The sequence below is a fragment of the Pseudomonas sp. CFBP13508 genome (assembly GCF_005233515.1).
Classification (GTDB): domain Bacteria; phylum Pseudomonadota; class Gammaproteobacteria; order Pseudomonadales; family Pseudomonadaceae; genus Aquipseudomonas; species Aquipseudomonas mercuritolerans.
The window spans coordinates 309838-321619 of the sequence record NZ_QFZZ01000008.1 but is presented as its reverse complement, the minus strand read 5'-3'; the positions used below and the strand labels follow the sequence as shown (position 1 = coordinate 321619).

Here is an 11782-nt window from a genome sequence, read left to right as displayed (position 1 = left end):
CCCATGTGAGAGTAGGTCATCGTCAAGATTAAATTCCGAAACCCCAATTGCGAAAGCAGTTGGGGTTTTGTTTTGCCTGCGAGAAATGTGTCTGCCTGATTTCTATGCAACAGTCCGGGGCATGGCTATTATGCGGGCCTCATTGTGAGGCGAAACCTGCATGTTGACGTTGTTGAATCTTCTGAAGGATGGACGATTCCATTCTGGACAGGATCTGGGCGTGGCCCTGGGAGTTAGCCGAAGCGCTGTATGGAAGCAGCTGCAGCAGCTTGAAGCTGAACTTGGCCTGTCGATCCATAAAGTTCGCGGTCGCGGCTATCAACTGTCCGCGCCTCTGACTCTGCTTGAGCCCTTGGAAATAACCAGAAGAGCACCTCAATGGCCGGTAACTGTGTTCGATTCTGTCGATTCAACAAATGCCGAGGCTTTGCGCTCTATTAATGAAGGGGCTCTCGCGCCGTTTTTGGTGCTGTCCGAGCGACAGGTGGCTGGGCGTGGTCGCCGTGGTCGAAAGTGGGTGAGCCCATTTGCCGAAAACCTTTATTACAGCCTCGTACTCCGTATCGAAGGCGGCATGCGTCAGCTTGAAGGGTTGAGCCTTGTTGTTGGTCTGGCGGTACTGCAGACCTTGCGAAGCGGTGGTGTGCCGACAGCCGGTTTGAAGTGGCCCAACGATGTTTTGGTGGGCTACAAGAAAATAGCAGGCATCCTGCTTGAGCTCGTCGGAGATCCGGCGGATGTATGTCATGTTGTGGTGGGCATAGGAATCAACGTGAATATGCAAGTTGCTGACGAGGTAGACCAGCAATGGACCTCTATAAAGCTTGAGTCCGGCAAGTCCTGCGATCGCAATGCTTTAGTGGCGGAGTTGAGTAATCAACTCGAGGCTTATATCCATAAACATCAGCTTGAAGGGTTCGCGAGTCTGCAGGAAGAATGGGCGGAAAACCATCTGTGGCAGGATCGGACCGTTTCGTTGATCGCGGGTAACAGCCATATTGATGGGGTCGTGCTCGGCATTGATAGCCAAGGCGGGTTGCGTTTGCTTGTAGATGGTATTGAAAAAGTCTTTAGTGGCGGAGAGCTCAGCCTGAGGTTGCGTGATGATTCTTGAGCTTGACTGCGGCAACAGCTTTATAAAATGGCGCGTGTTGGACGCCTTGGCGAGCGCGGTGGTCTCGGAAGGAGTTGTAGACTCCAATCAGGCTTTGATCGAAAGCCTGCGGCACATAAGGTCTCTCTCGCTGCGCCACTGTCGTTTGGTGAGCGTCAGGACCAACGAGGAAACCGGCGCGTTAATCGAGCTTATTGAGCGCGAGTTCGGTATTCCTATTGTGTGCGCAAAACCTGCTCGCGAGATGTCCGGTGTTCGAAACGGCTACGAGGATTATGAGCGTCTAGGCCTTGATCGCTGGCTGGCGATGCTTGGCGGCTTTCACTTGGCTGCTGGGAATGCTTGCCTGGTTCTCGACTTCGGTACGGCGGTCACTGCCGATTTTGTTGCGGCTGACGGTGAGCATCTTGGTGGTTTCATTTGTCCTGGTATGCCTTTGATGCGAAACCAGCTGCGCACCCATACGCGTAAAATTCGTTATGGTGATGAGGCGGCGGAGCGGGCCCTTTCCAGTCACGTACCGGGGCGGACCACCGTTGAGGCGGTGGAGCGCGGTTGTTCTCTGATGTTAAGGGGCTTCGTACTCACTCAATTAGAGCTGGCTCGAGCATATTGGGGCGAAAGCTTCATGGTCTTCATCACGGGAGGGGATGCCGAGTTGGTGGATGGCGTCGTGCCTGAGGCCAAGGTTGTGCCCGACCTGGTTTTTGTCGGCCTGGCCATGGCGTGTCCCTTGTCCTGAGGTTTATATGCGTTGGTTGTTCCTGCTCCTTGTGGTTCTCAATGTTTTTTACTATGTCTGGCATCAGCAGGAAGCGCCCTTGCGAGCCAAAGACGTGACGCCTCTGAATTTATATCGTGGTTCGCAGCAGGATATTCGTTTGCTGAGCGAAACAGCCAGTGATGGGCGCAGAGTGGAGGCTGCTCCGCGTCAGCAGTGTCTGTTCCTTGGTGGGTTTTCTGATGAGGATTCGGTTGCCAGGTTGCAGCAGCGTCTGTCGGCAATGAAGGTCAATGTGCAATCCGTGCCGAAAGACGCTGCTGGAAGCGGTTACTGGCTAACAGTCACACCGGATGGCCAGCGTTTGTTGGGCGATCAACAGTTGCTAAACCTTTCCAAGGAATTCAATGAGTTAAAACATAAAATAATGCTGTGCGAAGGGGTTGCACCTGCCGAATAGTTTGCATAGAATGGCGCCCGCTCCACAGCGAAGACCTTAACCGGATTTCAAAGTGAGGCGTGTCAACGCAGCTAACCTCAGGTTTTTAAATGAGAAAATGCTTGACAGAGGTTTGGCATGATATAGAATGCCGGCCTGATTAGGAGGGGTTCCCGAGCGGCCAAAGGGATCAGACTGTAAATCTGACGTCTACGACTTCGAAGGTTCGAATCCTTCTCCCTCCACCAGATTTAAGCGTGAGCTGCAGGCTCCGCGGGTATAGTTTAGTGGTAGAACCTCAGCCTTCCAAGCTGATGATGCGGGTTCGATTCCCGCTACCCGCTCCAAGTTTGCAGGTTGTGCAAAGGGTTCTGCTCTTGTAGCTCAGTTGGTAGAGCACACCCTTGGTAAGGGTGAGGTCAGCGGTTCAAATCCGCTCAAGAGCTCCATATAACAAGGCAGATATGAAAATATCTGCCTTTGTTTTAATGGTTGATATTGTTTGTCTAATTTCTTCTGTAGAGGGTGATATCGATGGCTAAGGAAAAATTTGATCGTTCCCTGCCCCACGTCAACGTTGGGACCATTGGTCACGTTGACCACGGTAAAACCACTCTGACTGCTGCTCTGACTCGCGTCTGCTCCGAAGTTTTCGGTTCGGCCGTCGTTGAATTCGACAAGATCGACAGCGCACCAGAAGAAAAAGCTCGCGGTATCACCATCAACACCGCTCACGTTGAGTACAACTCGACTATTCGTCACTACGCTCACGTTGACTGCCCAGGTCACGCTGACTACGTGAAGAACATGATCACCGGTGCTGCCCAGATGGACGGCGCGATCCTGGTTTGCTCGGCCGCTGATGGTCCGATGCCACAAACCCGTGAGCACATCCTGCTGTCCCGTCAGGTAGGCGTTCCGTACATCGTGGTTTTCCTGAACAAGGCTGACCTGGTAGACGACGCTGAGCTGCTGGAACTGGTTGAGATGGAAGTTCGTGACCTGCTGTCGACCTACGACTTCCCGGGCGACGACACTCCGATCATCATCGGTTCGGCTCGTATGGCGCTGGAAGGCAAAGACGACAACGAAATGGGCACCACTGCCGTTCGTAAACTGGTTGAAACTCTGGATACCTACATCCCAGAACCAGTTCGTATGATCGACAAGCCATTCCTGATGCCAATCGAAGACGTATTCTCGATCTCGGGTCGCGGTACTGTTGTGACTGGTCGTATTGAGCGCGGTATCGTTCGCGTTCAGGACGCTCTGGAAATTGTTGGTCTGCGTGACACCACCACCACCACCTGCACTGGTGTTGAGATGTTCCGCAAACTGCTCGACGAAGGTCGTGCTGGCGAGAACTGCGGCGTTCTGCTGCGTGGTACCAAGCGTGACGACGTTGAGCGTGGCCAGGTTCTGGTCAAGCCAGGTTCGGTCAAGCCGCACACCAAGTTCACCGCAGAAGTTTACGTTCTGAGCAAGGAAGAAGGCGGCCGTCACACTCCGTTCTTCAAAGGCTACCGTCCACAGTTCTACTTCCGTACTACTGACGTGACTGGTAACTGCGAGCTGCCAGAAGGCGTTGAAATGGTAATGCCAGGTGACAACATTCAGATGACTGTTACCCTGATCAAAACCATCGCGATGGAGGACGGTCTGCGTTTCGCTATCCGTGAAGGCGGTCGTACCGTCGGCGCTGGCGTCGTAGCCAAAATCATCGAATAAGCGGTTGTAATGTATTTTTCGGGCTGGCATAATGGTCGGCCTGATTTTGTTTTAGGTCAGTAGCTCAATTGGCAGAGCGACGGTCTCCAAAACCGTAGGTTGGGGGTTCGATTCCCTCCTGACCTGCCAGATTCACTCGGTGTGTCTGGCTTTCTTTTCACAGGATCTTCATAGATGACTCCTAAAGCTGAAGCTCAAGGCTCTCGCTTCGATCTGCTCAAGTGGCTTGTAGTAGTCGCTTTGGTAGTTGTTGGCGTTGTTGGCAATCAGTATTACGCTGCTTCGCCGATCCTGTACCGTGTACTCGCTTTGCTTGCCATTGCTGCTGTAGCTGCCTTTGTAGGCTTGCAGACCGCGAAGGGCAAGTCTTTCTTTGTACTGGTTAAGGAAGCTCGCACCGAGATTCGTAAAGTCGTGTGGCCAACTCGCCAAGAAACCACGCAGACCACGCTGATTGTCGTGGCTGTTGTTCTGGTTATGGCGTTGCTGTTGTGGGGTCTTGATTCCCTGCTCGGCTGGCTTGTTTCCTTGATTGTCGGCTAAGGGTGTCCCGTGGCTAAGCGTTGGTATGTTGTGCATGCTTACTCGGGTTACGAGAAGCATGTGATGCGCTCGCTGATCGAGCGCGTAAAGCTGGCTGGCATGGAAGATGGCTTCGGCGAGATTCTGGTTCCCACTGAAGAAGTGGTAGAGATGCGTAACGGCCAGAAGCGCAAAAGCGAACGGAAATTCTTCCCGGGCTATGTGCTGGTCCAGATGGATATGAACGAGGGTACTTGGCACTTGGTCAAGGATACTCCTCGGGTGATGGGGTTCATCGGCGGTACTGCCGACAAGCCTGCACCAATTACCGATAAAGAGGCAGAAGCGATTCTGCGTCGGGTTGCTGATGGTAGCGACAAGCCGAAGCCGAAGACGTTGTTCGAGCCAGGCGAGACGGTACGTGTCAATGACGGTCCATTCGCTGATTTCAATGGCGTTGTGGAAGAAGTTAACTACGAAAAGAGCCGGATCCAAGTGGCAGTGCTCATTTTCGGTCGCTCTACTCCGGTGGAGCTCGAGTTCAGTCAGGTCGAGAAGGTCTAACTGGACAAGCAATCCCAACCCCGCAGCCTTAGGCTGTGGGGTTTTGTCGTCACTGGGATAAACGCGCAAGTAACCGGGGAGCCTTTCGAGGCGTTCGAACCCGTAATTGGAGTGCCTCATGGCCAAGAAGATTACCGCTTACATCAAGCTGCAAGTGAAGGCCGCTCAGGCTAACCCAAGTCCACCGGTTGGTCCTGCTCTGGGTCAGCACGGCGTGAACATCATGGAATTCTGCAAGGCTTTCAACGCCCGTACTCAGGGTCTTGAGCCAGGTCTGCCGACTCCAGTGATCATCACTGTCTACAGCGACCGTAGCTTCACTTTCGAAACCAAATCCACCCCTGCTTCGGTTCTGCTGAAGAAGGCGGCCGGTCTGACCAGCGGTTCCGCTCGTCCGAACACCGTTAAGGTTGGCACTGTTACCCGTGCTCAGCTGGAAGAAATCGCGAAAACCAAAAACGCGGATCTGACTGCAGCTGATATGGATGCAGCCGTGCGTACTATCGCCGGTTCTGCTCGTAGCATGGGCCTTAACGTGGAGGGTGTGTAATGGCTAAGCTGACCAAGCGTCAAAAGGCTATCGCCGGCAAAATCGAAGCAGGCAAGGCCTACAACATTGTAGACGCCGCTGCTCTGCTGGCCGAGCTGTCGACTGTCAAGTTCAGCGAGTCGTTCGACGTTGCTGTAAACTTGGGTGTAGACCCGCGTAAATCCGACCAGGTTGTTCGTAGCGCTACTGTGCTGCCACACGGCACTGGCAAGACCGTTCGCGTTGCTGTGTTCACCCAGGGTCCAGCTGCTGAGGCCGCTCTGGCTGCCGGCGCTGACCGTGTGGGTATGGACGACCTGGCTGCTGAAATGAAAGGCGGCGACCTGAACTATGACGTAGTGATCGCATCCCCGGATGCCATGCGCGTTGTAGGTCAGCTGGGTCAGATCCTCGGTCCACGCGGCCTGATGCCTAACCCGAAAGTCGGCACCGTAACTCCAGACGTAGCCAACGCGGTCAAGAACGCCAAGGCTGGTCAGGTTCGTTATCGCACCGACAAAAACGGCATCATCCACACTTCCGTTGGCAAGATCGGCTTCGACGCCGTCAAGCTGAAGGAAAACGTTGAAGCCCTGATCGCTGATCTGAAGCGTATCAAGCCAGCTTCCTCGAAAGGCATTTACGTCAAGCGCGTTACCCTGAGCACCACTATGGGCCCAGGTCTGGTTATCGACCAGAGCTCACTCGACGCGTAAGACAAAGGTTGGCGCGGTTTGCCGCGCCAATTGAAAGATTGGGGTCCCTGCCTGGCGGGGGCTATCCAAGACCGTAGGCGGCGCAAGCCTTAAACCTCAAGCCTACGCAGATGGTGCTCCCGGTTCCTTACCGAATCAGACACCAAAACGACATTCGGTTCCGATCGAATGAAACGGTAACAAGCAGGAGTTAAACCCGTGGCAATTAATCTCGAAGACAAGAAGGCCATCGTCGCTGAAGTCAACGAGGCTGCCAAAGTCGCTCTGTCCGCTGTCGTGGTTGATGCACGTGGCGTAACAGTAGGCGCAATGACCGGACTCCGTAAAGAGGCTCGTGAAGCTGGCGTTTACGTACGTGTTGTACGTAACACCCTGCTCAAGCGCGCTGTTGCTGACACTCAATACAGTGTCCTCAACGACGTGTTCACCGGCCCGACCCTGATTGCATTCTCGAACGAACATCCGGGCGCTGCTGCCCGTATCTTCAAAGAGTTTGCCAAGGGTCAGGACAAGTTCGAGATCAAGGCAGCTGCGTTCGAGGGCAAGTTCCTCGCAGCTAATCAGATCGACGTACTGGCAACTCTGCCGACCCGTGACGAAGCAATTTCCCAGCTGATGAGCGTGATTCAAGGCGCTACCAGCAAGTTGGCTCGTACTCTGGCGGCAATTCGCGACCAGAAAGAAGCTGCCGCAGCCTAAGGCTCGTCACTTCTCGCGTTTTTTGTTTATTTCGATGGTCGCGTAGGCCGTCCCCCAATTCAGGAAATGAGTCATGTCTCTGACTAACGAACAAATCATCGAAGCAATCGGCCAGAAATCCGTAGTGGAAATCGTTGAGCTGATCAAAGCGATGGAAGAAACCTTCGGTGTTACCGCTGCTGCCGCTTCGGCTGGCCCAGCTGTAGCTGCTGCTGCTGTTGAAGAGCAAACCGAGTTCAACGTTGTTCTGCTGGAAGCTGGCGAGAAGAAGGTTAACGTGATCAAGGCAGTTCGTGAACTGACCGGTCTGGGCCTGAAAGAAGCCAAAGAGAAAGTAGACGGCGCTCCTCAGGTTGTAGCTGAAGGCGTTTCGAAAGAAGCTGCTGAAGACGCCAAGAAGAAGCTGGAAGAAGCAGGCGCTAAAGTCGAGCTGAAGTAAGCATCGACTTTGCTCCTCCAGCCCGAGCGTCAAGCGACAGGCTGATGGCTGGTGGCTCTTGCCACCGGCCTTTTTCCGTTATTGGCAGCCGACTGGGTCGGTGCCAATAAAGGCGCTGTAACCACCCGATGCGGTGGCGCAAACCATGGGGTTTGCACGATTTTCTGGCTGCTCCCGTCGGGAGGGGCCAAACAAGCAGGTGACCAAGCTGGGGAACGCTGATGGCTTACTCATATACTGAGAAAAAACGTATCCGCAAGGACTTTAGCAAGTTGCCGGACGTCATGGATGTGCCTTACCTCCTGGCCATCCAGCTGGATTCGTATCGTGAATTCTTGCAAGCGGGAGCGACTAAAGATCAGTTCCGCGACGTGGGCCTGCATGCGGCCTTCAAATCCGTTTTCCCGATCATCAGCTACTCCGGCAATGCTGCGCTGGAGTACGTCGGTTATCGCCTGGGCGAACCGGCATTTGATGTCAAAGAATGCGTATTGCGCGGTGTAACTTTCGCCGTACCTTTGCGGGTAAAAGTGCGCCTGATCATTTTCGACAAAGAATCGTCGAACAAAGCGATCAAGGACATCAAAGAGCAAGAAGTCTACATGGGTGAAATCCCCCTGATGACTGAGAACGGTACCTTTGTAATCAACGGTACCGAGCGTGTTATCGTTTCCCAGCTGCACCGTTCCCCGGGCGTGTTCTTTGATCACGACCGCGGCAAGACGCACAGCTCCGGCAAACTGCTGTACTCGGCTCGCATCATTCCTTACCGCGGTTCGTGGCTGGACTTCGAATTCGACCCGAAAGACTGCGTCTTCGTGCGTATCGACCGTCGTCGCAAACTGCCGGCTTCGGTACTGCTGCGCGCACTCGGTTACACCACCGAAGAAGTGCTGGACGCGTTCTACACCACCAACGTATTCCACCTGAGCGGCGAAACCCTCAGCCTGGAACTGGTGCCATCGCGCCTGCGTGGTGAAGTTGCAGTTCTGGACATCCAGGACGAGAAGGGCAAGGTCATCGTTGAGCAAGGCCGCCGTATTACCGCGCGCCACATCAACCAGATCGAAAAAGCCGGTATCAAGACGCTGGACGTGCCACTGGACTACGTCCTTGGCCGCACCACCGCCAAGGCTATCGTGCACCCGGCTACCGGCGAAATCCTGGCCGAATGCAACACCGAGCTGAACACTGAAGTCCTGGCAAAAATCGCCAAGGCTCAGGTCGTTCGCATCGAGACCCTGTATACCAACGACATCGACTGCGGTCCGTTCGTCTCCGACACGCTGAAGATCGACTCCACCAGCAACCAATTGGAAGCGCTGGTCGAGATCTATCGCATGATGCGTCCAGGCGAGCCGCCAACCAAAGACGCTGCCGAAACCCTGTTCAACAACCTGTTCTTCAGCCCCGAGCGCTATGACCTGTCTGCGGTCGGCCGGATGAAGTTCAACCGTCGTATCGGTCGTACCGAAATCGAAGGTTCGGGCGTGCTGTGCAAGGAAGACATCGTCGCGGTCCTGAAGACTCTGGTCGACATCCGTAACGGTAAAGGCATCGTCGATGACATCGACCACCTGGGTAACCGTCGTGTTCGCTGCGTAGGCGAAATGGCCGAGAACCAGTTCCGCGTTGGCCTGGTACGTGTTGAGCGTGCGGTCAAAGAGCGTCTGTCGATGGCTGAAAGCGAAGGCCTGATGCCGCAAGACCTGATCAACGCCAAGCCAGTGGCTGCGGCGGTGAAAGAGTTCTTCGGTTCCAGCCAGCTGTCGCAGTTCATGGACCAGAACAACCCGCTGTCCGAGATCACCCACAAGCGTCGTGTCTCTGCACTCGGCCCTGGCGGTCTGACTCGTGAGCGCGCAGGCTTTGAAGTCCGTGACGTACACCCGACTCACTACGGTCGTGTCTGCCCGATTGAAACGCCGGAAGGTCCGAACATCGGTCTGATCAACTCCCTGGCTGCGTACGCTCGCACCAACCAGTACGGCTTCCTGGAAAGCCCGTACCGCGTGGTGAAAGAGGGTGTGGTCACCGACGAGATCGTGTTCCTGTCCGCTATTGAAGAAGCCGATCACGTGATCGCGCAGGCTTCGGCGACCATGAACGAGCAGAAAGTCCTGATCGACGAACTGGTTGCCGTACGTCACCTGAACGAATTCACCGTCAAGGCGCCGGAAGACGTCACCCTGATGGACGTTTCGCCGAAGCAGGTTGTCTCGGTTGCAGCGTCGCTGATTCCGTTCCTCGAGCACGACGACGCCAACCGTGCGTTGATGGGTTCGAACATGCAGCGTCAGGCTGTACCGACTCTGCGCGCTGACAAGCCGCTGGTAGGTACCGGCATGGAGCGTAACGTAGCCCGTGACTCCGGCGTTTGCGTCGTGGCTCGTCGTGGTGGCGTGATCGATTCCGTCGATGCCAGCCGTATCGTGGTTCGTGTTGCCGATGACGAAGTTGAAACCGGTGAAGCCGGTGTCGACATCTACAACCTGACCAAATACACCCGCTCGAACCAGAACACCTGCATCAACCAGCGTCCGCTGGTGCGTAAAGGTGATCGTGTTCAGCGTAGCGACATCATGGCCGACGGCCCGTCCACCGATATGGGTGAACTGGCACTGGGTCAGAACATGCGCATCGCGTTCATGGCATGGAACGGCTTCAACTTCGAAGACTCCATCTGCCTGTCCGAGCGTGTGGTTCAGGAAGACCGTTTCACCACGATCCACATTCAGGAACTGACCTGTGTGGCCCGTGACACCAAGCTTGGCCCAGAGGAAATCACTGCGGACATCCCGAACGTGGGTGAAGCTGCACTGAACAAGCTGGACGAAGCCGGTATCGTTTACGTAGGTGCTGAAGTAGGCGCAGGCGACATCCTGGTTGGCAAGGTCACTCCGAAAGGCGAGACCCAACTGACTCCGGAAGAAAAACTGCTGCGTGCAATCTTCGGTGAAAAAGCCAGCGACGTTAAAGACACATCCCTGCGCGTGCCAACCGGCACCAAAGGTACTGTCATCGACGTACAGGTCTTCACCCGTGACGGTGTTGAGCGTGATGCTCGTGCACTGTCGATCGAGAAGTCCCAACTGGACGAGATCCGCAAGGATCTGAACGAAGAGTTCCGCATCGTTGAAGGCGCGACTTTCGAGCGTCTGCGTTCCGCACTGGTAGGCCACAAGGCCGAAGGCGGCGCCGGCCTGAAGAAAGGTCAGGACATCACCGACGAAGTACTCGACGGTCTTGAGCACGGCCAGTGGTTCAAACTGCGCATGGCTGAAGATGCTCTGAACGAGCAGCTCGAGAAGGCTCAGGCCTACATCGTTGATCGTCGCCGTCTGCTGGACGACAAGTTCGAAGACAAGAAGCGCAAACTGCAGCAGGGCGATGACCTGGCTCCAGGCGTGCTGAAGATCGTCAAGGTTTACCTGGCAATCCGTCGCCGCATCCAGCCGGGCGACAAGATGGCCGGTCGTCACGGTAACAAGGGTGTGGTCTCCGTGATCATGCCGGTTGAAGACATGCCGCACGATGCCAATGGCACCCCGGTCGACGTGGTCCTCAACCCGCTGGGCGTACCTTCGCGTATGAACGTTGGTCAGATCCTCGAAACCCACCTGGGCCTCGCGGCCAAAGGTCTGGGCGAGAAGATCAACCGGATGGTCGAAGAGCAGCGTAAAGTCGCTGAACTGCGCACCTTCCTGGACGAGATCTACAACCAGATCGGCGGTCGTAACGAAGATCTGGACAGCTTCTCCGATCAGGAAATCCTCGATCTGGCGAACAACCTGCGTGGCGGCGTTCCAATGGCCACTCCAGTGTTCGACGGCGCCAAGGAAAGCGAAATCAAGGCCATGCTGAAACTGGCAGACCTGCCGGAAAGCGGCCAGATGCAGCTGACCGACGGCCGTACCGGCAACAAGTTCGAGCGTCCAGTTACCGTTGGCTACATGTACATGCTGAAGCTGAACCACTTGGTAGACGACAAGATGCACGCGCGTTCTACCGGTTCTTACAGCCTGGTTACCCAGCAGCCGCTGGGTGGTAAGGCGCAGTTCGGTGGTCAGCGTTTCGGGGAGATGGAGGTCTGGGCACTGGAAGCATACGGTGCTGCTTACACTCTGCAAGAAATGCTCACAGTGAAGTCGGACGATGTGAACGGCCGTACCAAGATGTACAAAAACATCGTGGATGGCGATCACCGTATGGAGCCGGGCATGCCCGAGTCCTTCAACGTGTTGATCAAGGAAATTCGTTCCCTCGGCATCGATATCGATCTGGAAACCGAATAACACGTGACGCGAATCG

General features: G+C 55.2%; 11 protein-coding genes and 4 tRNA genes. All 15 read left to right on the top strand.

Features of this window, described 5'->3' with window-relative positions; all coding sequences use genetic code 11:
* Positions 1-160: 160 nt before the first annotated feature.
* Positions 161-1114, top strand: a complete 954-nt coding sequence (gene birA / locus PspCFBP13508_RS22465; RefSeq protein WP_137215712.1) for a bifunctional biotin--[acetyl-CoA-carboxylase] ligase/biotin operon repressor BirA — start codon at positions 161-163, stop codon at positions 1112-1114.
* Positions 1104-1856, top strand: coding sequence for a pantothenate kinase (locus tag PspCFBP13508_RS22460; protein WP_130912290.1), 753 nt, complete (start codon positions 1104-1106; stop codon positions 1854-1856). Before birA ends, PspCFBP13508_RS22460 begins: the two co-directional genes overlap by 11 nt.
* Positions 1857-1863: 7 nt before the next feature.
* Positions 1864-2295, top strand: coding sequence for a hypothetical protein (locus PspCFBP13508_RS22455; RefSeq protein ID WP_137215711.1), 432 nt, complete (start codon positions 1864-1866; stop codon positions 2293-2295).
* A gap of 142 nt (positions 2296-2437) precedes the next feature.
* Positions 2438-2522: transfer RNA gene (locus PspCFBP13508_RS22450), tRNA-Tyr, on the top strand.
* Positions 2523-2547: 25 nt separating this feature from the next.
* Positions 2548-2621, top strand: a tRNA-Gly gene (locus PspCFBP13508_RS22445).
* 26 nt (positions 2622-2647) lie between these two features.
* Positions 2648-2723, top strand: a tRNA-Thr gene (locus tag PspCFBP13508_RS22440).
* A gap of 85 nt (positions 2724-2808) precedes the next feature.
* Positions 2809-4002, top strand: a complete 1194-nt coding sequence (gene tuf, locus PspCFBP13508_RS22435; RefSeq protein WP_024014521.1) for an elongation factor Tu — start codon at positions 2809-2811, stop codon at positions 4000-4002.
* Between the two features lie 53 nt (positions 4003-4055).
* A tRNA-Trp gene (locus tag PspCFBP13508_RS22430) sits at positions 4056-4131 on the top strand.
* Positions 4132-4176: 45 nt separating this feature from the next.
* On the top strand, positions 4177-4545 hold the full coding sequence (gene secE, locus PspCFBP13508_RS22425; protein ID WP_016772937.1) for a preprotein translocase subunit SecE: 369 nt from the start codon (positions 4177-4179) through the stop codon (positions 4543-4545).
* 9 nt (positions 4546-4554) lie between these two features.
* The gene (gene nusG / locus PspCFBP13508_RS22420) at positions 4555-5088 is read left to right on the top strand and encodes a transcription termination/antitermination protein NusG (RefSeq protein ID WP_007957598.1); all 534 of its coding nucleotides are present in this window, start codon (positions 4555-4557) and stop codon (positions 5086-5088) included.
* Between the two features lie 118 nt (positions 5089-5206).
* On the top strand, positions 5207-5638 hold the full coding sequence (gene rplK / locus PspCFBP13508_RS22415; RefSeq protein WP_003176435.1) for a 50S ribosomal protein L11: 432 nt from the start codon (positions 5207-5209) through the stop codon (positions 5636-5638).
* Positions 5638-6333, top strand: coding sequence for a 50S ribosomal protein L1 (rplA, locus tag PspCFBP13508_RS22410; RefSeq protein ID WP_024014523.1), 696 nt, complete (start codon positions 5638-5640; stop codon positions 6331-6333). Before rplK ends, rplA begins: the two co-directional genes overlap by 1 nt.
* 198 nt (positions 6334-6531) lie before the next feature.
* Entirely contained in the window at positions 6532-7032 is a 501-nt protein-coding gene (gene rplJ, locus PspCFBP13508_RS22405; RefSeq protein ID WP_008081912.1) for a 50S ribosomal protein L10, read from the top strand.
* Between the two features lie 73 nt (positions 7033-7105).
* Entirely contained in the window at positions 7106-7471 is a 366-nt protein-coding gene (gene rplL / locus PspCFBP13508_RS22400; RefSeq protein ID WP_007962228.1) for a 50S ribosomal protein L7/L12, read from the top strand.
* 221 nt (positions 7472-7692) lie between these two features.
* A complete protein-coding gene (gene rpoB, locus PspCFBP13508_RS22395; protein WP_016772939.1) occupies positions 7693-11766 on the top strand; it encodes a DNA-directed RNA polymerase subunit beta in 4074 nt (1357 codons plus the stop codon).
* The last annotated feature ends 16 nt before the right edge of the window (positions 11767-11782 follow it).